We start from the raw sequence: 22635 nt of genomic DNA, 5'->3' as shown, positions 1-22635 counted from the left end.
GGCAAGCCCTCTTTCCCTCGGTGGTGGTGGCGCGCTCCGAGCCTCATGATTCCCTGCCGGGGCCGCGCCCGAAAACACCGCTCACAGGTGAGCACTGTTCCCTTATCGTAACCGAGCTACGGAACGCGCGCGCTCGGTGTCCGCTAGGCTGGCGGTATGACAATGACGTATCGCCCGGTAGGGAAGTCCGGCCTGATGGTATCCGCCGTCGGCATCGGTGGTAATAATTTTGGCCGCGCCCACACACGAACCGAAACACAAGAAGGCACGAATGCCGTCGTGCGGGCCGCCCTTGAAGAAGGAATCACCACCTTTGACCTTGCCGATGTGTACGGCAAAGAACCTGGACTTTCGGAATTAATGTTCGGGAGGGCGCTGCGGGAAGCGGGTGAGCGGGCCCGCGACGTCGTCGTGATAACAAAATTTGGTATGGATATGCGGGGGCGCAACGGCGCGGATTACGGGGCGCGCGGTTCGCGACGCTACGTGACGCGGGCTTTGGAGGCATCCTTGCGCCGGCTCGGCGTGGAGGCGATTGACCTGTATTTTTATCACACGCCGGATGGTGTGACGCCGCCCGAGGAGACGCTCGAGGCGCTGTCGGATGCGGTGCGGGCGGGAAAGATTCGGTATTACGCGACGTCGAACCACGCCGGCTGGCAGCTTGCTGACGCTTCGCACCTGGCGGCTGCTCGGGGGCTTGTGGGCCCGATTGCTACAGAGTCGCATTACAACTTGATTGATCGGCGCGCAGAACTCGAGGTGGTTCCGGCGGCGCAGCGGTTCGGCCTGGGAATTTTCCCGTATTTCCCGCTGGCAAACGGGTTGCTGACGGGTAAGTATCGGCGCGGTGCGGCTCCGGAAGGCTCGCGGATTGCGCACTCGAAGGCGGCACTGCTGGAGTCCACGGACTGGGATCAGATCGAGGCTTTTGTTGCGTTCGCGCAGGGGCGCGGCTTGACGCCGGTGCAGGTGGCGATGTCGTGGTTGGCCGCGCGTCCGTGCGTGGCCTCCGTTATTGCCGGTGCGACGACGCCGCAGCAAGTCCGCCAGAATGCAGCCTCCCTGGTGTGGGAGCCGAGCAGTGCGGACCTAACTGAGCTCGACGCGATTTTCCCGCCGCCGGAGAAAATCGCGCTCTTTTAGGGCTTGTGGGGGTGGCCGTCGGGCTTGGAAGATTGGCAGAAGTTCTCATGTGTGTTGGTTTTCCAGGTTCGCCTCCATCGACTAGGCTCGTAGCGAGCGGTTTTCCACGCCAAGGCGTGGGTATTTCAGGGTCTAGTGTCTTGCTTAGGCAGGCCGCTTTTCCCCGCGTGAGCGGGGGTAACAGTACCTCTTTTGCGTCATTGTTCTTGTGTTTAGCTTCGCATTAGCGGAAGGGTTTATTATTTGAACGGGTCAAGGGTATTGGTACTGTACTTTCTTTCTGGTAGTCTCGTTTCATCTCAACGAAAAGGGAGTGTGGGAAAGTGAGCTGACCGAGGGTTTCTTCCTTTTGAGTAGATAAGGACATCTGGATTATGCCGAAGAAATTTGATCAGGAAGCTAAGGATCGTGTTATCCGCCTTGTTGAGAAGCGGATCCTCGCCGAGAGCATATCCTTACAAGATGCTTGCAAGGCTGTGGCACCCAAATTTGATGTTTCGTGGCACACAGCCCGCCGATGGGTTCAGCAAGCCCGTAAGGACGGGCCGGTCAGGTGGGTGGAAGAAGACGTGCTCGCGGAGAACATGCGTCTACGCCGGGAGAACCAAGAACTACGCGACGTCAACGAACTCCTGAAAGCCGCTTCGGCTTTTTTCGCGTGCCAGGCAGGGCACCCGCATCAGAAATAATCACGGCCATTGGCAAGTAGGCGGTTGACGGTGTGGTTGTGAATTAATCATAGGTGTGCTGTTTGGGGAGTTTCCATGACAATCACGGCACACTGGTTAAACCTGTTTCACTCTCGAAATCCACGAGAAATTGCTTTGGAATACGCTTGCCTGAAACATGGTTATATAAGCGCTTACGCTATCAGTTTCTGACTTAGTAGTCACCAGATGCGCTTGCATCAGTCATTCCGGTTTAACGCGTTCTTGATAATTTCCCGCTTGCGCGGGGAAGGGTTACTGTCGCTTGCGTGAGGTGGCGCGGGCCACTGCATGAGCGCGGCGAGGTCATCAGCGACGCCGGGCGGGATAGGATCACTTCCGGATTCCCAGGCGCGCAGGGTGCGGGGTGAGACGTCGAGGGCCGCGGCGCATTGCTTTACTGATAGGTGCAGGCGGCGCCGGCTAGCGGCGAAAATGTCTTTATCCATGGTTCAATGCTACTTATATACGGTGATAGGGCACCGTAGCGCCCTATCAATGGAATTTCCCCCGCTCGCGCAGGGAACAGACCACGCCCAAGCGTGGCTACGTGTCATGGGTGGAATTACCCCCGCTCGCGCGGGGAAGAGATTCGGTACCCTGCCGGAGACCAATCTTTCTGGGAATTACCCCCGCTCGCGCGGGGAAGAGCGCATTGCGCCTGTAACGGTATTCTCTTATGCCAGAATTACCCCCGCTCGCGCGGGGAAGAGGGCCGCGATACTCCGAATTCCGGCAGATGCCAGGAATTACCCCCGCTCGCGCGGGGAAGAGGCCGACCAGGTGGAGCAGCGGAATCGCGAGATGGAATTACCCCCGCTCGCGCGGGGAAGAGTCGTCCATAGGTCGCTAAAGAATCCCTTAACGGGAATTACCCCCGCTCGCGCGGGGAAGAGTAAGCCTGCTCATCATGAAGTGACATCTTCACGGAATTACCCCCGCTCGCGCGGGGAAGAGCGCGCGGCGCCCGCATCGCCGTGCAAGGCGTAGGAATTACCCCCGCTCGCGCGGGGAAGAGAATTGTTGTTGCCGTAGTAGGCGTCGCCCACGGGAATTACCCCCGCTCGCGCGGGGAAGAGTGAACCGGATCCGTTCCTGTTGTGCTTCAATCGGAATTACCCCCGCTCGCGCGGGGAAGAGGGTATCGTCCCGGACGGCTTCAACGTGATCGTGGAATTACCCCCGCTCGCGCGGGGAAGAGAGATCGCCGAAGAGCTCGCCATTAACACCGACGGAATTACCCCCGCTCGCGCGGGGAAGAGCGCTTGCGCCATCCGCAGAGATAGGGCAGCGTGGAATTACCCCCGCTCGCGCGGGGAAGAGTATTCACGCTCAAATTGAACGGCGGGCATTTGGGAATTACCCCCGCTCGCGCGGGGAAGAGCTAACCCCCTCACCTGGATTACCCTTGCAATTAGAATTACCCCCGCTCGCGCGGGGAAGAGAGGCATTGCCGCGCTGCGCCATGCTCGAAACAGGAATTACCCCCGCTCGCGCGGGGAAGAGCTCGGGTGGAAATATCCGCGGCCGGAGCGGCGGGAATTACCCCCGCTCGCGCGGGGAAGAGTCCGCCTGACCTGGTTGTTTATCTGCGGCGGACCCGGAAATCGCAATGGAACAGAGTTCCAGATTTGCGGCTCGCCGGGAGATGCGCCGGTGTGCTGGGCACAGCAACCACGTCAGTTCCCACCCCTCAAATTTAGCTTATTTCGCCCTACCTATCTTTATCGGACACAGGATCGTGCTCTCGATGATCCCGTTTGACTATAGTGACCGTGCGCTTGCGAACCCGGCTTCTCCGTTCGCGATGAATCGGTGCAGCGCTAACCGAATCAGGAGAGCTGAGCGAAGCACCTGGTAGATCGACGTCAACTGCTTCCGTAGCAACTGCATCCTCCGCACCCGTCCCGATAAGTAGCATGCCGTCCAGATCAAGGACTGGGCGACTGCCGGTTCCCGTACTGCGCAGCACGAAGCCTTGCTCACGGGCGGCGTCGTTATAAATAAGAGTGAGGCTGCCGGAACCAGCGGCGGATACGGCACGTTCCCACAAATTGTCCCGCACTCGCGCGGAAACAACTCCCACGTATAATCCGGTGGTAACCTCGGAAAGAAACCTGCTCAAGTATCCGCGCAGGTGATCTGGGATGGCGACCGCATTAACAACAACGAACAACACAGCCTCCTTATCCGTACTGGATGTGGCCGGCGACTTCGACGTTATTACCGGAGATGAGTCGGTCGTCGTCACGTGCGGGGAGGAAAGGCTGGAGGATGTCCATGATGGTGGCGAGCATATCGGGAAGAATTCGGTGCTCCACGATAGCTCTGCGCACCGCTTTGCGGACCGCCGTCATGGGGTCGTCTTCGCGCGCCGCCGCGAACACCAGAGGGATCGTCACGCTCGGTTTGTACAGATCCGCGAGATCAAAAAGTAAGGAGCGCGCATCACCGCGGTGAATAATCCCCAGCGCCGGGTTGATCCCCAGCGCCGCACACACGGAAGCTGCGCACCCGTAGAGTATTGAATTCGCCAAGTTCAGGCCGGCATTGACCGGGTCGTCCGAGGAAGTATCACGTGCGAAGCTCCCGGTTCCATATTTTGCTGCCATCGTGCGGTAAGTATTGCGCATGAGCTGCCCCTCCAGCCCGCGCATCGTTGCAATAGAACTACCAGGCGCATTCTCCACCCCCAGCTGCTTTTTGTAGAGCACCAGCGCGGCTTCGCGCTGCCGGGCTTCATTACTCGCCAGCCGGGCTTGTGCAATGGCCCATCGTGCGCTCGAGGTGAGCGGCGTGGCGTGGGTATACAGGGGCACGCCTCCTCCGCCGGTGATAAGAACGGTGGTTCCCGCACGGGCACAGGAGGTCAGCGCTGCGCTAGAAATTGAGGTTCCGGGGCCCAAGGTAAGCACTGCTAACCCGGCTACCGGGAGTTGGATCGCCCGGGCACGGGTGCCTTCCAAGGATCCATTCTTCCCTTCCCGGCCGGCATCGTAGGCCACCACGCCCGTGCGCGATTGGCGGATTTGCACGTATTCGAGGTAGAGGAAGGAGACCCGGTCCTCAAGGCGCACCTGCTCGCTCGCCTTGATAGTGCGGAAGGCCAGAGCCTCATCTGAGTAAGCCATGTTTACTCCTTCCCGGTGGCGGACTGTGCCGGTGCGCCCGAGCAGTGGGGATCCGGAATGCTACCCGGCACAACGAGCCCGATGAGCGGATCGTAATGAGCTGCGCCGTCGTTTAAAACGTGGTAGCGGCAGAGTAGCGACGGCGCATTTTCAAGCGATGTCGCATCCGTAAACAGTGTTTTCGCACGACCCGTAACCGTGACCGGAACGGACGCACGCAAAGCGCTGCGTATGCCTTCACGGTCACTGCCGCGCAGCTTCCCCAAATCTTCAGGGGCACCGGTCCACGCGCCGGGGATAATATCCGGATCACCGCATACAATCAGGCGGGTGGTTTCTACTTCGATGAGTCTGGTTGAGCGCTCGTCCCCGAGGTTTTTATCACGCTGCGTCATGGCAGCGAAGGATTTCACCTGGGAACTTTCGCTCAGGCACTCCTTCATATCGTACGTAGCGTTCCGAGCGCGGATTGCCGCCAGCGATTTCTTCGCGAATTCATTGAGTTCATCGGGTTTATCTTCCTCAATATCCGCCAGCAGCAGGGTGCCAGTATCTACAAATTCCTGGCAATCCTCCGGGATTCGGATGTTGTTGTGTTCTTTGAGCCATTTCTCCACGCGCGCAAGTTCGCTGGCTAGGTACGGTAGCTGTTGCCCCTCGCTGCCATTAATAGCGACGACGGACACTCGCGGCCCGCTCAGTCCCGGCACTCGGGTGGCGCGGTTCGGATCGGCGGAACGCCACAGGCGCCCGGCACGCTGAATGAGGGATGCGGCCGGGCATAGCTCGGTGCGAAGCAGGTCGAGGTCAATATCTAGGGAGGCTTCGATTGCCTGGGTTCCGATAACCGTGAGCGCCGCGCCCGTGCTACCCGAACCGATTTCGTGTTCGAGGAGTTCAGCGTTACGACGGCGATGCTCAGCTGTCATGCGGGAATGGAGGATAACAACGTTGCCCTCGGCGGCGAGCGCTCGGGTGAGTTCCTGGGCACGCGCAACTGTATTGCACATGACTCCGATGCGGGCCTGGGGGTAACGCCGCCGCTGGTCACGCACCCAATCGCGGTGCGAACTAACGAGCTTGCAATACTTTTCGGCACTGCGGTCAATAGTGAGGGTACGGGGCGGGCCGTCGGGGCGAATACTCCGCAGCTGGGTTCCGGTGGTATCCAGGTTTTCCAGGAGGGGGAAGTGCGCTTCGCCTTGCGGGGGTTGGCCCGTATACGCCTCGAGGTAGGTGGCGCGTTGAGCGGAGGCGAGGGTGGCGGAAAGGAAGGTGACCCGGGTGTTCGTGGCGCGCAGCCAGAGCAGAAGGTTGCTGAGGAGACCGCTCTGGTACTGATCGAGGGTATGGACTTCGTCCACAACAACGTGGGCATTGGCCAGGGCGAGGAGCCGCAGGTGTGTCCATTTTGCTGGTAGGGCGCCCAGAAGTGCCTGGTCCACTGTGCCGACGCAGACGGGTGCCAGGAGGCGGGAGCTTCCGGAGCGAACGAAGTCGGTGGGGAAAAGACCGGCTGTGCTAGTGCCGTGCCCCGCGGAGGTGATGCTGGCTTTGCCCGGGGCTTCGCTGCGGTCATTCCCCATGGTGACCGGTTGATTATAAAAATCTTCGGTGGAGGCGAGGGAATGCGCGAGCGAAGCCACATTTGGTGTGCCTGCATAGTAACGCTGGATACGCCGCATGAGCGCATTCGAGGTAGCTTGGGTGGGAAGCAGGAAAATAAGGCGTTCGTTCGCGGTGGCGTGTCGGAGTAGAGCCGCTTCGGTTTTGCCGACGCCGGTGGGGGCCATGACATTCCAGAGTCCGCAGCCTACTCGGGTGGCTTCTTTCTGGAGCGGGCGCGGGGTGCGCTTTCCGAGGATTGCCCGCTGGCTTTGCTCTGTGGATTCCCAGCCGTGATACACCCCAACGGTTTCTTCGACGCGGGCACGGGCGCGGGCGCGGCATGCGGTGATCCACCCGGTTGGGTCATCAAGGGTGAGTTTCCCGGCCGCGAGGAATTCCTGCTGGGCGGCCACCCATTCGGTTCCCGAGGCAATGCGGTCGGCTAGCACGGTGAGGCCGGAGAGTAAGATTGTTGCGGTGGGCGAGAGTTCAGCCTGGGTTATGCCAATGCCTTCTTCCAAGCAGGAGATAAGATCATCGGCGAGGGCAAACCAGCCGGTTTCTTCCATGTCTTCGAAAAGGTAGTTGGTCTCTTCACTGTTCCAGGATGGGGTCTCGAAATGGCCATGATGGCCGAGTGCTGGGATGTATTTCCACGACGGTACTGCATATGCATCGGGAATGATCGCCTTCCGATGCAGTAGCAGCGCTGACATTTTCTGATGGTGGCGGATATCAGGAGCGTAATCCTCACAGAAGTTTCGAGACCACTCGGAAATGTCACCAAGTTGAGGTTCGTTAGTACGGAGCGCGGTCCGAATCTCATCCCACTGCGGCCCCTTCTGGGTTTGCTGGTATTGGAATACCGGACAGGCTTTTCCTAGGTCATGAGACCCGGCCACCCATTCCACCACTTCCCGTTTTCCCGCAGGTCCGAGAACTGTGCGCAGACCGGGCCTCAGCCAAGTTTCGTAGAGGACTCCGGCAGTAGTTGCGGTATCCAGCAAGTGGGCGAGAAGTGGGTAGGACGTTTCCGTACCGCGCTGCTTTGCCCATACGTTGGGGTGCGTGCGCATCACGATAGTGCCTGTATGGAGAGAAGCCCGCAACCGTAGCTTTTCGCACGTCCAACCCCGTTGGTTTGGGCGGTGAGTAGTGCTTCGCTATCTCCCACGGTGGCAACTCCGTTGATCGTATCGATCTGGACGGCGCGTTTGTTTTTTCCCGAACCGGTGGTGAGAATTTCGCGCCGCGCGTCAATGATCTCTGTATTCGTGAGGGCGGGGGCTAGTTTTGCGCTCAGCCATTCAGAGAGGCTTGGGACCCCAGGTTCAGATTCCTCACCGTCAAGCGGAATTGACCGAGTTCCCCCGGTTCCAATGCGTTGAATCGCATTGATTGCGATGCGGAACGAAACTGGAGTTCCAGCCGGGAGTTCCTTGAGTTCAACCTCTTTCATCGCGGCCTCGTGGGGGAGGTTGAGTTGCGGAACCGGCTCGCGGGATTGGATAAGGAAGAATGGGGCATCTCCGGGAACGTGATCCAAGCGGAAAAGAATCCCCATCTCCGCCCGGGGGTGTTCCGCGCCGGTCTGTGGGAAGAGTGCCATGATCGCGCGGTGGCGTACTTGCGGATCCTTCAGTGTCCATCCGCGCTCTGGCTTGTGCAGGGCCACGCGTGAGAGAAGGGTATGCACCGGTACTTTTGTTAAGAAGATCGGTTGAGGTTCCGATGTGTGTTGATCTGCCATATTCGTCTCCGTCGACTAGGCTCTTAGCGAGCGGTTTCCACGTCTAGCGTGGGTATTTCAGGGTCTAATGGATTGCCTAGATAGGCCGCTTTCCCCGCGTGAGCGGGGGTAACAGCGTTTTCGAGGCTGGATTTCTCCCTTATCTTGAGTTTCATATTAGCGGAGAGAACCGTAAATGTAAAGACGGGTCAAATGGATTGACAACGCCTTCTTCTCTTGTTAGTCTCGTTTCATCTCAAAGGAGAGGAAGCATGGAAAAAATCAATGCTTTGACGGACATTCCGTTACTGGTTACGCTACGCGGACGATTATCGGTTCGTGATGCGCTTCTCGATGCTCATATTCTAAAAGGGTCCTCCGACAAAAAAATGGGCCGCGAACCGGTGGTCCTGGATAAAACTGTCCCGGGCTATGTGTATGGTGCAGAGTTGCGACTGTTAGCGGCGGTCGTTGCCGTGGTTTTAAGGCAATCTAATCATGCTCATGGGGATCCATTCCGGATCGACTGGGAACGCATTCTTTCGGAGGGTCTTGAACCCGAGGCGATTGACAAAGCTATTGAAATACTCGCACCGGGGTCTTTGTTATTCGATGACCGGCAGCCGTTTATGCAACGGCCCGTTGAGCCGATGCGTAATGCGAAAGATAATGAGCGCAAACTCGGAAAAGGGGAGCTGCGGCTCAAGAAGTTGTTACCTTCCATGATCTCCGACCAAGGTGAAGAATTCTGGAGTCTGCTGACACAGCGTGACACTCTTTCCCTGGAAGATGCCGCGCTTTATCTTCTCGCCTATCACTGCTATTCGCCGGCTGGAAATAACTCTTATGCTGGTCAAAAAGCTGAAATGGGAAGTCCTGGTTTCCATTTTGTCGGCGTAGGCATGACGGCTACCGAACTGATCTGGGAAGGCTCGTCGCTTCTTCATACGCTTTTAGCGATGATCCCACGCTCGTGGGTAGAAGGCGACGGTTTACCAGCATGGGCAGATCGAACCGGATCTCGGGGTGGGACTGATCATCCACTATGGCGGGCTACCTGGTCATCCAATAGTGCTGCCTGTTACTGGGAGGATAACGAGCTCGCCGGTGTGCGCATCGGTGGCGTTCCACCGGCGTGGGTGCCCCCAGAAGCGGGAGCAACGAAAGAGAGCCGAAAAGCTTATTGGGTTGAGCGCGATCAGAGCGATCCCTTCTACCTGTATTTGCCTAATAAGTCCGGCGAGTTAAAGGCTCAGCGGATGGACGTAGGGAGGGATGCGACGGATCTTGCGGTGGAATGGGCCGCACGCGGCAGACTGGCACAAGTGGCCGAAGCACATGATCGCATTGTTTCCTCCTCTGACTGTCGGTTGATATTCATCCGCCATTACATCGAAGGGACCGCTTCTTCTCCAGTTATCCGTTCCTCGCGGGTTGATGTGGCAGATCCGCAGCTATGGGCTTTCGGGCTATCTGATCGAGCACAGGGCCAAGTACGGCGCCATGCAGAGTTCATCCAGGCTCTGCACTATTGCGTGGTCCAACCTTTCCGACGCGCACGCGGGGCAGCCTCCGTTGCCTCTAATGGAATGCCCACCGTTCTTGACTCGCTTGAAAACTATCGGGATTCGGCATCGGATATTTTCTGGCGTGCGATCACCCGCTCCTATGAAGATTTTCTTTCTCAAGTGACAACCGCTGAGCGGCGTCCTGAAGAAATCCGTGCGGCTCGCGGCGGGGCTGCTCAGGTTGCGCTCGGAGCTTTCAATGAAGCTATTGCACCCTATCGGGGGCAAGATCCGGCGCTCTTCGCGGCAGTTTATTCGAATGTTGCTCGTCATATTCGGGCTGTCACAAAACAATTTGATGTTCCCACGGCTTATGAGGAGAAATAACAATGACGCAGATAGATACCCCGCAACGGGAGCCTTGGAAAGCGTTGCTGCTTGAAGTTACAAAATGGGCTAAAGAGAAAAAGACTAATCCTAGATCTCGTGCTGCGTGCGCTGTGATTCGGCAAGGGGCAACGCCGTTCACTCAAATGCGTGCTTATCCCTATGTCCTACCCGCGGTGCCCGAAGATGCACGCCCCGAGCAACGTAATGCCTTGCTGCGGGTGGCAGCCCTGGCCGCGGAATATGACCGGGTGCCTCATTCCAGTGAGGGTAAGCGCCGCAACAGTTTGGGGCGGTGGGCATATCGCGTGGCAACCGCTGAGAACAAAAACGGACGCGCACAATCAGTTTCACCAGATAATCCAGGAATGATTGCCGCGCGCCTAGCGTACCTACATACCCAAGATATGGAAGAAGCAGCCCGATCCATCAAACGAATTTTTGATGTGGCATCAACGATTCCGGGTCCGGTTCCTCCTGTCAATTATTTCGATATTGCCGATACGTTGATGCGCTGGGGGAACGGCCTGTCACCTCAATCTCAGCACATTCGAATGCGAGTAATAGAGGAATTCTATTCCGCACCTCAACTTGCGGTTTCGGATCAACCTGAAACCGTTCCTGCCAAAGCTTCTGAAAACTAAAACCATAACCGAGAGGACCAATCATGTACCGTCACCTAACCCTGCATTTCCTTACTCCGATCAGCTACTCGAATCTCAACCGTGACGATTCAGGAACCCCCAAGCGCCTCATGGAAGGCGGCGTTCTCCGCGCCATGCATTCCTCGCAGGCCATCAAACGCGGTGCACGCGTTGCTTACGAAAAGGCCAGCCTTGACGTTTCAGTGCGTTCTGGCAAGCTTGAGGAAGTTATTCGCGACGCCGCACTCAAGCTTTCCCCCGATCTGGACCCGAAGAAAACCCTGACAAAGGCTCGCGCTCTCGTCGGTCAATTCACCAAGAAGCAGGCGAAAGCCGATGCTGATGATGGTGCGGGAGCTGCTGAAGCGGATCGTTCGATCTGGTTGAGTGGGGAAGAGATCCAGGTTGCGGCGCAGGTCGTGGCCGGCGAAGTCGATCCTGATACGGAGTTCGTGCTTAACGGATGCACCGGTTCCCTCGCCATTGCCGCTTTTGGGCGTATGTTTGCGGCGAAACCTGAGAAAGGTACAGAAGCGGCACTGAGCGTATCACCTGCGGTGACCACCCACGCTGCCACCATTGGCACTGACTATTTCTCGACTGTTGACGATATCCGTGAGCAGAATAAGTTCACCGGGGAAGAATCCCGCAGCGGGGCTACCTACCTAGGGATCAGCCAATTTACCAGCGGTATTTTCTACCGCACGGTGACCATTGATCGCGAACAGCTCCAAGCTAGCTGGACTGCTTTCGGCAAACCGGAGGCAGAGGAAAACCTACGTCAGATGATTACCGCTCTTATTTACGGTCAGCCGCGCGGTAAGGAGCATTCCACGGCACCGTACACGCAGCCCGTCGTCGTTCTTGCTGAAGAGCAGCGCTACCGCTGCGCCTACAGTTTTGAAACACCGGTGAAGGCTAACGATTCCCAGGGTGGATTCCTGGAACCGTCTGTCCGGGCTCTCGGAGACCAATTCCATGCTGCTCGTCGCTTCGATCCCGATAACTTCGGGAGTGCACTGGCCCTTAGTGGAACGTTCCCCCAGCTAGAAGAGCTGTTTGGGGTGGAACCCACGTCAAAGAACGGCCTTGTTGACACGGTCGTAGCGTGGATCTTGGGTGGCCAGAATGAGTAATCCAACATTCCTGCGTCTAGCGAGTCCCGTGCAATCTTGGGCGGGGCCGCGAGTGACGGGGAACGTGGTCAACTCGGAGCCTCGGCCTACACGGTCCGGTCTCCTTGGGCTCCTCGCGGGCGCTTTAGGTGCTCCGCGCGAACAATGGCCAGAGTGGCTGGAGGGAGCTGATTTTACGGTACGGGTTGATCGTCCCGGCTGTTTCATCAATGAATTCCAGACCATTAATCCCCGTGCTACTAAAAGCGGCCTCCGCAACGACGAGCTCGAGTTCCGAACACGCCAGTTGTGGATCCGGAAACAAAGTGATTCCGATAAAAACCTGGCTTTCACCCCGGATCAGCAAAACTCGAACGCGGTCATCCGCCGCACCTACCTGGCCGGAGCCGAGTTCCTCGTGCGAGTCACCTGCCCGGGGCATCAGGAGGAGGTGGATGCCGCGTTGCGCAGTCCTGCTTTCGTGACCTACTTGGGGAAGAAAGCCTTTGCGCCGTCGTTCCCGTTCTATCTGGGACGCGGCGAGGATGACATGCTCAACCGGATCCCGGTGTGTGACCCGTCTTTTGAGAAAGCGAAAAAACAGGTGTGGACCTATTCGCGGGCCCCACATATGCCCGATAGTGGGCCGGGGGCATTGCCCGGCACCGCGAGCATGGTGGACGTGGTGACCGAACGGAAAGAATGGCTCAATCGGGTAGCTGAGCTGCTGGAACGCTAGGTTCCGTTGCGTCACGGCGCGAAGTGGTCGCGAATGCCAGCATGTCGCGACTGTGAACCCGCCCGCGCGCCACAGTGTGACTTCGCCCCACAGAAAAGCCCCGGAAAGATCACCCATATGAGTGGTCCTTCCGGGGCGTTCTGTGCCTATCTATGCGCAGGCCAGTAGCGGGTAACTTAGGCGGTTCGCCGCGAGGATGCTACTTCGCAGCCTTCTCAATAAGCGGCGTCAGCTTATCCAAGGCCCACAGCTGCGCGGCCGGGGTGCCCAGGGAGAACGCATTGGACAGGTCACCGTCCACCACGAAGGCATGACCGGCGGCAACCGCCGGAACCTTCTGCCAGGTGGCGTCGTCGGTAATCTGCGCGGTATCAATGAAAATCGGGAACGCGGCAATCAGATCCGCGTCAATCGCATCGAGCTGCTCGGCGGAGAGCTGCACGGCAAAACCGCTATCGGCAGTGGCCAGCTCCTGAACCTTCGGGTTCTGCACGAAGCCCAGCTTCGTCATGAACTCCAGGCGAGTATCACCCTTCAGGTAGGCGCCCCAACCCTCAGAAGTCTTGGTTGCTACCGTCACCGACTTACCCTTCCAATCAGGGTGCGCGGCCGTGACCTCAGCGAACTTCTTCTCCACCGCATCCAGCTGCGCCGCGGCAGCCTTCGGCTTACCCAGCGCCGCACCAATCATGGTGACCTGGTCCTTCGTGGAGGTAAGCCAATTATCCGCGCCCTCCGGCAGCGAGACCGTCGTTGCAATCTGGGAAAGCTTATCGTGGCGTTCCTTATCGCCCGACGTCTTCACATCGAGAATAAGATCCGGCTTGAGCGCCGCGATCTTCTCATAGGAAAGCTCCATGGTGCCCAGAATCTCCGGGGCTTTCTCATAGGATTCGCTCACCCAGGGGCCAACGCCATTACCACCGAAAGCCAGCCAGTCGGCCGCGCCCACCGGCTGCACGCCCAGCGAGAGCGCCACTTCGGCATCGCCCCAGCCCAGAGCGACCACGCGCTGCGGGGCTTCCTTGACGGTAACGGGACCGAACTTCGTGTCAATCGTCGCGGGGAACACGGCCTCGGTTGCGGCGCTCCCGTCTGCTGCGGAGCTTGCCGCCGCGGAGGAGGAGGCAGGGGACGCCGAGGAATTGGCAGAATCATTACTCTTCTGAGAACCGCATCCGGCAAAAGCCAGGCAAGCCACCAGGACGGTGCCTGCCCACGCGGTCAGGGACTTCTTCATAACTTCCTTTCGTGGATGCCGCACTCGCGGCCGAACACACCTGCGGCTGCGGTGGTCGTGTGGTTGTCACTGAAACCACAGATGCCCTATTAGGATACGCTGACGTTGTTTAATTGGGGTAGCCTGTTCTCGTTATGAACAGCACTGTCCACCACCGTTTTTCGGTACGACGCCGCGCCTGTCCCGCCCCCGCGCATTCCGAAGACAACCGGAACCCGGACCGGGCCCCCGCGGCCCCCGGCCGTACCATTGCGCGCCGGCGCTCCGCGGCTCTTATCGCCGGAGTGATCGCTGTTCTTGTACTGGCAATTCTCTCCATCTGCATCGGCGCCCGCCCCATCTCCCCGGGAACACTGTTTACTATTCTTTCCGGCGCAGACCGCGATTCCATGGACGCGCAAGCAGTGCTTACTTTGCGCCCGCCGCGCACCATCGCAGCTATTGCCATCGGCGCAGCCCTCGGGGTTGCGGGCGCTCTTATCCAGGCAATTTCGCGCAATCCGCTGGCGGAGCCGGGAATCCTCGGGGTTTCGGCCGGCGCCGGTTTTGCGGTCACCCTCGCCATCGCGCTCGGGGGCATCAGCCGGCCGAGCATGTACATGTGGTGGGCGGTGGTAGGTGCACTCGCGGCTACCGCAGCGGTTCTCCTTATCGGATCGCACCGTGGGGGTCGTGCGGAACCGGTTCGTCTCATCCTGGCCGGGGTGGCGCTTTCTGCTGTGCTCAACGGCACCGTGGGGGTGCTACGCCTCGCTGACCCGCGCACCTTCAACGAAATCCTCGTCTGGACGGCCGGCACGTTGGAAAACCGCCCCTGGGAGGTGATTCTGCCGGTCCTCCCGCTTCTCGCTCTCGGGCTCATCGTGGCCGCCGCACTCACCCCGGCTCTCAATATCATCGCCCTCGGTGACGATACCGCCCGCGCCCTCGGCGCGAACGTCACCGCGATTCGCCTGGCCGGTATTGCGGCGATGACGCTCCTCACCGGCGGGGCGGTTGCTATTGCCGGCCCCATCTCTTTCATCGGGCTCATGGCACCGCACGCCATCCGTTCCTTTGCTGGCGCGGATCAACGATGGGTCGTGGGACTGTCCGCGATCTGGGCGCCAGCCCTGCTCCTGGCCTCGGATATCCTCGCGCGCATTATCCTCCCCAGCGGTGAACTTCCCGTCTCCGTGGTGAGCGCTTTCCTGGGTGCCCCGGTTCTTATCTCCCTCGTCCGCCGGCGAAAGGCTTTCGCGCTATGAGTATGTTGCCGCAGCCTGCGGCGCCCAAGTCCACAGCCGCGTATTCCGCCGCGCCGTATACGAGTGCCGCGCCCCAGTCCGCTCCCGAAGCGCCAGTAACCGCCCGGTCCAGGCGTTCTCGCTACTCCGCTATACGACGCCGCCGCCGTTCCCGCCTGGTTGCGGCTGTGGTGAGTCTCGCCCTGCTGGTCGGCGGCTTCGGCGCCCTGCTCCTCGGGGACTTACCCCTGAGCCTGGGCGAGGTGGCCGCCTGCTTCACCCCGGATTCGATACGCGCGGTTGCCGCAGGTGAGGGGAATTTTGCGGCCCAGGTGGTTCTGACGTGGCGCCTGCCACGGATCCTCGCCGCCGTGGTTTTCGGGGCAGCGCTCGGACTGTCGGGTGCACTCTTCCAAATTCTGACCCGTAACCCGCTCGGTTCGCCGGATATTATCGGCTTCAATGCTGGTGCCTATACCGGCGTTATTCTCACCCGGACATTCCTCGTGGGCGGAGCCCTTGCCGTGAGTGTGGGCGCGTTGGCAGGTGGCGTCGTCGTCGGAATAATTATTTATGTGCTGGCCTACCGGCATGGCGTGTCCGGATTCCGTCTCATTATTGTGGGGATTGGTATGACGGCGATGCTCAGCGCGGCGAATACCTGGCTGCTGTTGCGGGCTTCGGATGAGGTGGCGCTGAGCCTTGCGGTGTGGGGCGCGGGAACGCTCGGGCAGGCCTCGTGGGCGAATGTGGGGCCGGCGGTGGTGATTCTTGGGTGCCTGGTGCCGTTGGTGGTCTGTTGCGTGCGGCCGTTGCGGCAACTGGAATTGGGCGACGACGCCGCAGCTGCGCACGGCTTGCCGGTCGAGAGGGCTCGCCGGGGGATCATCGCGGTCGGTATCGCTTTGACGTGTGTGGTGACGGCGGCGGCCGGACCTATTGCTTTTGTGGCCTTGGCTGCTCCGCAGGTGGGGCGGGTGACGGCCGGGCGACGCGGAATTTCGCTCGTGCATAGCGCGTTGGCGGGTGCCTCGATTTTGTTCCTGGCTGATCTGTTTGCCCAATTTGCGCTAGCTCGGCCGGTTCCGGTGGGTGCGATTACCACGGTGGTCGGTGGCCTCTACGTGCTGGTTGTGGTGATATCGCAACGGAAGGGGCGATAAATATGCGCGAGAACGTAAATGTGTATGTCGGTGCTTCTGCCGGTGTGGCGCGGCTGCGCGGGGAGAATCTGTGTCTCGGTTACGGCGATGTGGCGGTGGCGCGGGATCTGAATGTGGTGATTCCGGATGGTTCGTTCACGGTTATTGTGGGGGCGAACGGGTGCGGGAAGTCCACGCTGCTGCGCGGTTTGGCGCGGTTGCTTTCGCCGGCGCGCGGCCGGGTGCTGCTGGATGGACGGGATATCGCGGCCTTGGGTTCGCGGGATTTCGCGCGGGAACTGGCGTTGTTGCCGCAGTCGCCGCATATTCCGGAGGGGATTACGGTTGCCGAGCTGGTGGGCCGGGGGCGTTATCCGCACCAGGGTTTGTTTGCGCGGCCTTCGGCGCGTGATGAGGAGGCGGTTGCTCGGGCTTTGGCTGCTACGGGCACTGCGGATTTCGCCGACGCGCTGCTGGGGGAGCTCTCGGGTGGGGAGCGCCAGCGAGTGTGGGTGGCGATGGTTCTGGCTCAAGATACACCGATTATTTTTTTGGATGAGCCGACGACGTATTTAGATATCGCCTACCAGATTGAGCTTCTGGACTTGTGTGCTCGCCTGAATCGGGAGGGGCGGACTTTGGTTGCGGTTCTGCATGATTTGAATCAGGCGGCGCGTTATGCCACCCATGTCATCGCGATGAAGGATGGGCGTATTGCCTTTTCGGGTTCTGCTGCTGAGGTTTTCACTCCCGAAAATATTGCGGAGATTTATGGGCTGACCGCTGTGGTTATCCCGGATCCGGTGACGGGCACCCCGATGGTTGTGCCGGTTTCGGCAGGGATTTAGGCTGCGGGCCGGGGTCCGAAGATGGCGCTGCCGACGCGGACTTGGGTGGAACCTTCAGCCACGGCGATACCCATATCGTGGGTCATGCCCATGGAGAGTTCCCGCACGGTGGGGTGCTCGCCTTGGAGCTTGTCCCGAAGATCGCGCACGAGGGCGAAAGAGTGGGCGATGTCCCGCACATCAGTGGTATTGGCTCCGATCGTCATGAGACCGTCTACCCGCAGATGGGGGAGCTGCGCAATCTGGCCCACAAGTTCTTCTACCCGCTCCGGGTCGGCCCCGTATTGGCTGGTCGCTCCGGAGGAATTGACTTGCACGTAAATAGAGAAGGGACCGCGGGCGTGGCCTTCTTCGCGCAGGCGGCCCTGGAGTCGGTTGAGGCGCTGGGCTAATTTGAGACTGTCCACCGTTTCGATGCAATCGGCCAGTTCGAGGGCCCGCCCGGCTTTATTGGATTGCACGTGGCCGATGACATGGGTCCAGTGGGGCGGGTTTCCGGCACTGGACGGGGCGGTACCGCTGCCTTCCCAGGTGCTGGCGTCGTGGATGAGGCGTGCCGATGATTCCACATCCGTTCCGGGTATTGCGAGTTGGGCTTCTACCTCCTGGAGTTGTTGGATGAAATTCTGGCCCATGAGGCGGGAGCCGGCGGCGAGTGCGGCGCGGATGGCGGTGATGGGCTGGTGTTTCACCACGATTTGGAGCCGAGCGGTGCCCAGCGGTATTCCTGCAGCTTCTTCCGCTCCACGCAGGGCGTCACGCACCAGGTTGATGCGCCCGGGGATCTCCTCCGCGGTCGGGGTAACGCCGGAAAGTTCAGCAAGGCGAGCAAGCTTGTCATGCTCCGTATATGTCATGGTTTGTGTCAACTCCACAGGTATCGGGTATCCGCCGTTGTTTATAGTAGGTCTCTGTGCCGCGAACTGGTGACATGGTCTCAGAACTGGTGGCATGGTTTCAGAACTGGCGCATTGTTCACCGAATTCGCATATATCCTCATTACCGGGGTAGCGGTGGCAGGTGCAGTAGCTGCCTCATAGTTCTCCCACGCTAATAATGTCGAGGATGGCGTGCCCGGCTTCATCGCTTGCCTCAAGGTCCACGACTGCCCAGAATCCCCAGGAGTTGTCACCTGCGCCGTCGTCAAAAACTTGACGCACTAACCAGGCGCGCAGGCGCCCGGTTGCAGAAGTCAGGTTGTCCATCACGCTATCCACGTGTTCCGCAGGGACGCCGGCGGTGATGAAGTCGGCTCGGTCGGGGTGTTCCAGCATGGTGACGAGTTGGGCGGAACGCGCTTCGGGCCCGATGCCGATTTCCTGGTAGGAATCGAAATAGGCGTCGGTAGCATCCATCCAGGTGTCGCCATCCCAGACCGGCCCGCCCACCCAGAGCGGGATGCCATCCCCGCGGGCCACTCCGGCTCCGTCATCCAGGGCCGCGCGATCAAGCCAGTCGAGATTTTCGTGCGCCACGGCTTCCACGAAGCGGAAAAGCGCATTGCGGATGGAGACCCGCAGTGCGTGTGGGCTGCGCGAGAGCGTGACCTTGCCATCCTCATCCGCCCCGAAAGCGCGCTCGCGGGCGCCACCTGCGCTGCTGTCAAGATTGGCGATCTCCGTGGCGGTGATACGGCCATCGCGCAGGGCTTCCCATTCGTCCAGCAAACTGGAATCCACCGAGCGCACCAGGCTTCCCAGCCAGTTGGTCATGTCTTCAAGATCCGGGGTGCGGGCTTCCAGGGGAACGGTTTGGCGCAGCGCTTTGTAGGTATCTGTTAGGTAACGCAGCAGGGTTCCTTCGGAACGGGCCAGGTCATAGCGGGAAATAAACTCAGAGAAGGTGATCGCGTTTTCGATCATTTCCCGCACGATGGACTTGGGGGAGAGCTGGAAATCATCCACCCAGGGGTTGGTCTGCCGGTAGATTTGAAGCGCCGCGCCAAGTTCTTCCGCGAGCGGTTGCGGCCAGGTTATTTTATCTGCTTCGGCCATGCGTTCGTCATAGCCGATGCCCGCGGCTTTCATGCGCCCGATGGCGCGCCCACGCGCTGCGCGTTCCTGCGCGTACAGAACCTGCATGGGGTTATCCTGAACCGCCTCGATAACCGAAATAACATCGAGGGCGTACTCCGGACTATCCGGATCAAGGATATCCAGCGCGGCCAGCGCGAAGGGTGCCAGCGGCTGGTTCAAGGAGAAATCATAGGGAACTTCACGCGTGTATTCGATGGGGGAGTGCCCCGGATGCTCGGCCATCCATTGCGGAGTGTGGTGGATGATCACCCCGGCGCGCTCCAGAGACATATAAATGCGGGTGGCTTGGCGAATCAATTGATTCGACGCTGTGCGCGGTTCGTGATTATCCGTGAGTAACTTGGTGACGGCCGCCACGTTATCCCCCGGGCGCTGGAACAAATTGAGCATGAGCGAGTGGGAGACCCGCATCTGGGACGTAAGAGTTTCCGGAGCGGCACCCTTGAGATACTCAAAAGTTTTTTCCGACCACAGCACCGTATTTTCCGGGGGTTTCTTCTTTTGAATGCGACGCTGCTTGACCGGATCATCCCCGGCGCGGGCCACCAGCCGCGCATTTTCAATTTCAAATTCGGGTGCTTGCACGATCACATCACCCTTAGTATCGAATCCGGCCCGCCCGGCCCGTCCCGCGATCTGGTGGAATTCACGCGCGCTCAGGTGGCGACTGCGTTGGCCATCAAATTTAGCCAGCCCGGTCATCACAACAGTGCGAATAGGCACGTTAATGCCGACCCCGAGGGTATCTGTACCGGAAATAACCGGAAGCAGGCCCGCCTGCGCTAGTTTTTCCACGAGCCGCCGATAGCGGGGGAGGAGGCCCGCGTGGTGCACGCCAATACCGGAACGGAGCAGCTTAGAGAGAATTTTCCCGAAACCGGGACCGAAGGAAAAATCCCCGAGGGCTTCGTGGATGCGGGCTTTCTGTTCCTTGGAAACGAGCGCGTGGGTGAGGAGAGCTTGGGCCTGCGCCACCGCTTCCCGCTGCGAAAAATGCACCACATATACAGGCGCCCGATGCGTGGAGGTGAGTTCCAGGAGGAGTTCGCCGAGCGGCTGATAGGAATAGGAGAAGGACAGTGGTACCGGCCGTTCCGCGTTACTCATAAGTTCGACGGCGCGCCCGGTGCGCTTCTCAAGATCCTCTGCCAGCCAGGTGGTATCCCCCAGGGTCGCGGAGAGGAGTACTTGCTGTGTGTGGGTGAGTTCCAGAAGCGGAACTTGCCAGGCCCAACCGCGCTGCGGATCGGAGTAGTAGTGGAATTCATCCTGGACCAGCACGCCGATATCCGCCGCAGCACCATCACGCAAACTGAGGTTCGCCACGATTTCCGCGGTGGCGCACACCACGGGAGCGCCGGCATTAATGGTGGAATCCCCGGTCACCATCCCCACGTTATCGGCACCGAAAACATTGATGAGCTCGAAAAACTTTTCCGACACTAAAGCCTTGAGAGGCGCGGTGTAATACGCGGTTTTTCCGCGCGCGAGCCCGCAGAAAATGGCGGTGAGTGCGATGAGTGATTTCCCCGAGCCGGTGGGTGTGGAAACAATCATATGAGCATCATCAATAGCGGCGAGCAGCGCTTCTTCCTGATGGGGGTAAAGCGGCCGCCCGGTGCTTTCCGCCCATTGGGTGAAAGCCTCATAAAGCGCATCATCAGGCGGGTTGAGCCCATACTTATCCTCCAGAAGGTCCAGGGCAACATTGAGTTGCGGACGAGGGCGCAGCGCCGCGGCCCCGGGCTGATCTGACTGTTGTGAACTCATGACTTAAGGGTGCCACACTCCTACGACATAAAAATTTGCCGGAACTGATGGCGAGGTGTGCGTCCAGTAAATTCTGGGGAAAGATAGCAATGTGACCGCGTTGGATCTTTCCTGTGCAGACGGGACTCGCGCGCTGTATCTACTGCGGGTACCGGCAGTCTCACTCTTATGTACGACGACGCCGCCCGCGAGCAGAGCTTTTCCCTGCACAGTACGGGTACCGGCAGTCGCCTTGTTTTTGATTTGGATGGCATGCTGGTTATTGGGATGGGTGTGAAGGATGCGGCTGACAAGGAAACGGATGCTGCCACTCCGCTAGGGAGGTCGGCAGGTTCTATCGATTCGCTCCTCACCTCGCCGATTCATCGTGAATGGAGGAGTCGGGTTAACAAGCCTACTGTCACTATCATCAAACACGCTAATCGCGAGAGCGGCCCTGTGTGCGATGAAGATGGATGAGGTGAAATAAGCTAGATTTGAGACGTGGGAACTGGTGTGGTTGTAGTATCCGGCGTACCGGCACATTTCCCGGAGAGCCGCAAATCTGGAACTCTGTTCCATTGCGATTTCCGGGCCCGCAACCGATAAACAACCAGGTCAGCCAGTCTCTTCCCCGCACAAGCGGGGGTAATTCCCAGTACCGGCCCGCACATCCGCCTCGTGAATGCTCTTCCCCGCACAAGCGGGGGTAATTCCTTCGGTTATGTAATCCGGTTTCTTAGAATCCGCTCTTCCCCGCACAAGCGGGGGTAATTCCTATTATCGGGGGCCGCAATATACAGCCACCGCCTCTTCCCCGCACAAGCGGGGGTAATTCCTTTTTCCCAAAGCTCCGTTAGGTCGTTAGTCCCTCTTCCCCGCACAAGCGGGGGTAATTCCAAATCGCCGGTTAAGTTCATCGGGAATAATAACTCTTCCCCGCACAAGCGGGGGTAATTCTCACCACATCAGACACCACCATCTGACCCATCGCTCTTCCCCGCACAAGCGGGGGTAATTCCGCGGCCATTAAGGTAGCGCAGGGCATCATGACCTCTTCCCCGCACAAGCGGGGGTAATTCTAAGCTCCGGCAGTCGCGGCTCGCGCTGCTTGGCTCTTCCCCGCACAAGCGGGGGTAATTCTATATTAAGGCCGCGGCGAATGGTGACCCGCGCCTCTTCCCCGCACAAGCGGGGGTAATTCCCACAGCGGCCGCACTCACAGTAAACGGCCTTACTCTTCCCCGCACAAGCGGGGGTAATTCCTGTCAGGTTAGCTACCCGCGCCGGGCGGGTAGCTCTTCCCCGCACAAGCGGGGGTAATTCCTCCTCACCCGCTCCGATACCGCCGGCGATGATCTCTTCCCCGCACAAGCGGGGGTAATTCTAGCCCGGAAGGGAAAAAGAAGCTTAATAAAATCTCTTCCCCGCACAAGCGGGGGTAATTCCGCTTGGAGTCGGCAGTTTAATGATGCTGCTGCCTCTTCCCCGCACAAGCGGGGGTAATTCTTTTTCCTTTTGTTTTGAGCCGACCCCTTGAGGCTCTTCCCCGCACAAGCGGGGGTAATTCCCGTTCCAGAGTGGATTAGCAATGCTATCGAAACTCTTCCCCGCACGAGCGGGGGTAATTCTGAGCTAATCAAAGAGCCGCCCGCTATTGTGCGCTCTTCCCCGCACGAG

General features: G+C 59.4%; 18 protein-coding genes and 2 CRISPR repeat arrays. Of the genes, 10 read left to right on the top strand and 8 right to left on the bottom strand.

What is annotated here, in order from left to right; translation table 11 throughout:
- Positions 1–156: 156 nt before the first annotated feature.
- Both ACRQEG_RS06945 and ACRQEG_RS06940 read left to right on the top strand, forming a co-directional pair.
- Entirely contained in the window at positions 157–1146 is a 990-nt protein-coding gene (locus ACRQEG_RS06945; RefSeq protein WP_320757874.1) for an aldo/keto reductase, read from the top strand.
- A gap of 374 nt (positions 1147–1520) precedes the next feature.
- Complete coding sequence (locus ACRQEG_RS06940) at positions 1521–1835, top strand: hypothetical protein (protein ID WP_284901116.1); 315 nt, start codon at positions 1521–1523, stop codon at positions 1833–1835.
- A gap of 218 nt (positions 1836–2053) precedes the next feature.
- On the opposite strand, the gene ACRQEG_RS06935 is transcribed toward ACRQEG_RS06940, so the two are convergent.
- The 5 genes from ACRQEG_RS06935 to cas6e form a co-directional block, all read right to left on the bottom strand.
- A complete protein-coding gene (locus ACRQEG_RS06935) occupies positions 2054–2302 on the bottom strand; it encodes an Aca2/YdiL-like domain-containing protein (protein ID WP_435733827.1) in 249 nt (82 codons plus the stop codon).
- A gap of 51 nt (positions 2303–2353) precedes the next feature.
- A CRISPR array of direct repeats spans positions 2354–3420; the repeat unit is 29 nt; unit sequence GGAATTACCCCCGCTCGCGCGGGGAAGAG.
- Positions 3421–3567: 147 nt separating this feature from the next.
- Positions 3568–4032, bottom strand: coding sequence for a type I-E CRISPR-associated endoribonuclease Cas2e (cas2e, locus tag ACRQEG_RS06930; protein ID WP_320757873.1), 465 nt, complete (start codon positions 4030–4032; stop codon positions 3568–3570).
- Positions 4033–4039: 7 nt separating this feature from the next.
- The gene (gene cas1e / locus ACRQEG_RS06925) at positions 4040–4984 is read right to left on the bottom strand and encodes a type I-E CRISPR-associated endonuclease Cas1e (RefSeq protein ID WP_320757872.1); all 945 of its coding nucleotides are present in this window, start codon (positions 4982–4984) and stop codon (positions 4040–4042) included.
- 2 nt (positions 4985–4986) lie between these two features.
- Positions 4987–7668: a CRISPR-associated helicase Cas3' gene (cas3, locus tag ACRQEG_RS06920; RefSeq protein WP_320757883.1), complete on the bottom strand. Its 2682-nt coding sequence runs from the start codon at positions 7666–7668 to the stop codon at positions 4987–4989.
- Positions 7668–8342, bottom strand: a complete 675-nt coding sequence (cas6e, locus tag ACRQEG_RS06915; protein WP_320757871.1) for a type I-E CRISPR-associated protein Cas6/Cse3/CasE — start codon at positions 8340–8342, stop codon at positions 7668–7670. The genes cas3 and cas6e overlap by 1 nt, the downstream gene beginning before the upstream one ends.
- A gap of 251 nt (positions 8343–8593) precedes the next feature.
- Between cas6e and ACRQEG_RS06910 the strand changes: the two genes are divergently transcribed.
- Genes ACRQEG_RS06910 through cas5e form a run of 4 tightly spaced genes read left to right on the top strand, consistent with a single transcriptional unit; the run spans position 8594 to position 12714 of the window.
- Entirely contained in the window at positions 8594–10216 is a 1623-nt protein-coding gene (locus tag ACRQEG_RS06910) for a type I-E CRISPR-associated protein Cse1/CasA (RefSeq protein ID WP_320757870.1), read from the top strand.
- Positions 10217–10218: 2 nt separating this feature from the next.
- Positions 10219–10860 carry a type I-E CRISPR-associated protein Cse2/CasB gene (gene casB / locus ACRQEG_RS06905; RefSeq protein ID WP_320757869.1) on the top strand — a complete coding sequence of 214 codons (642 nt, stop codon included), beginning with the start codon at positions 10219–10221 and terminating at the stop codon, positions 10858–10860.
- A gap of 23 nt (positions 10861–10883) precedes the next feature.
- On the top strand, positions 10884–11996 hold the full coding sequence (locus tag ACRQEG_RS06900; RefSeq protein ID WP_320757868.1) for a type I-E CRISPR-associated protein Cas7/Cse4/CasC: 1113 nt from the start codon (positions 10884–10886) through the stop codon (positions 11994–11996).
- Positions 11989–12714 (top strand): type I-E CRISPR-associated protein Cas5/CasD, encoded by a 726-nt coding sequence (gene cas5e, locus ACRQEG_RS06895; RefSeq protein WP_320757867.1) that lies wholly within the window; start codon positions 11989–11991, stop codon positions 12712–12714. The genes ACRQEG_RS06900 and cas5e overlap by 8 nt, the downstream gene beginning before the upstream one ends.
- Before the next feature lie 199 nt (positions 12715–12913).
- Here the strand turns inward: cas5e and ACRQEG_RS06890 are convergent, their stop codons facing one another.
- Positions 12914–13954, bottom strand: coding sequence for an iron-siderophore ABC transporter substrate-binding protein (locus tag ACRQEG_RS06890; RefSeq protein WP_320757866.1), 1041 nt, complete (start codon positions 13952–13954; stop codon positions 12914–12916).
- A 134-nt stretch (positions 13955–14088) separates the two neighbouring features.
- On the opposite strand from ACRQEG_RS06890, the gene ACRQEG_RS06885 reads away from it, so the two are divergent.
- From ACRQEG_RS06885 to ACRQEG_RS06875, 3 genes are read left to right on the top strand one after another with little or no spacing between them, the layout of a single operon-like run.
- The gene (locus ACRQEG_RS06885) at positions 14089–15201 is read left to right on the top strand and encodes a FecCD family ABC transporter permease (RefSeq protein ID WP_320757865.1); all 1113 of its coding nucleotides are present in this window, start codon (positions 14089–14091) and stop codon (positions 15199–15201) included.
- Complete coding sequence (locus ACRQEG_RS06880) at positions 15198–16343, top strand: FecCD family ABC transporter permease (protein ID WP_320757864.1); 1146 nt, start codon at positions 15198–15200, stop codon at positions 16341–16343. The genes ACRQEG_RS06885 and ACRQEG_RS06880 overlap by 4 nt, the downstream gene beginning before the upstream one ends.
- Positions 16344–16345: 2 nt before the next feature.
- On the top strand, positions 16346–17170 hold the full coding sequence (locus ACRQEG_RS06875; protein WP_320757863.1) for an ABC transporter ATP-binding protein: 825 nt from the start codon (positions 16346–16348) through the stop codon (positions 17168–17170).
- On the opposite strand, the gene ACRQEG_RS06870 is transcribed toward ACRQEG_RS06875, so the two are convergent.
- Both ACRQEG_RS06870 and ACRQEG_RS06865 read right to left on the bottom strand, forming a co-directional pair.
- Positions 17167–18027, bottom strand: coding sequence for a YggS family pyridoxal phosphate-dependent enzyme (locus tag ACRQEG_RS06870; protein WP_435730938.1), 861 nt, complete (start codon positions 18025–18027; stop codon positions 17167–17169). The genes ACRQEG_RS06875 and ACRQEG_RS06870 overlap by 4 nt on opposite strands.
- A 177-nt stretch (positions 18028–18204) precedes the next feature.
- Positions 18205–20976, bottom strand: coding sequence for a DEAD/DEAH box helicase (locus ACRQEG_RS06865; RefSeq protein ID WP_320757861.1), 2772 nt, complete (start codon positions 20974–20976; stop codon positions 18205–18207).
- Positions 20977–21144: 168 nt separating this feature from the next.
- On the opposite strand from ACRQEG_RS06865, the gene ACRQEG_RS06860 reads away from it, so the two are divergent.
- On the top strand, positions 21145–21435 hold the full coding sequence (locus ACRQEG_RS06860; protein ID WP_320757860.1) for a hypothetical protein: 291 nt from the start codon (positions 21145–21147) through the stop codon (positions 21433–21435).
- 147 nt (positions 21436–21582) lie between these two features.
- A CRISPR array of direct repeats spans positions 21583–22586; the repeat unit is 28 nt; unit sequence CTCTTCCCCGCACAAGCGGGGGTAATTC.
- Between the last annotated feature and the right edge of the window lie 49 nt (positions 22587–22635).

Origin of the sequence: Actinotignum stranguriae (genome assembly GCF_051265215.1) — a bacterium.
In the GTDB taxonomy this organism is placed as follows: domain Bacteria; phylum Actinomycetota; class Actinomycetes; order Actinomycetales; family Actinomycetaceae; genus Actinotignum; species Actinotignum schaalii_C.
This window is presented reverse-complemented; position numbering and strand designations above follow the sequence as displayed.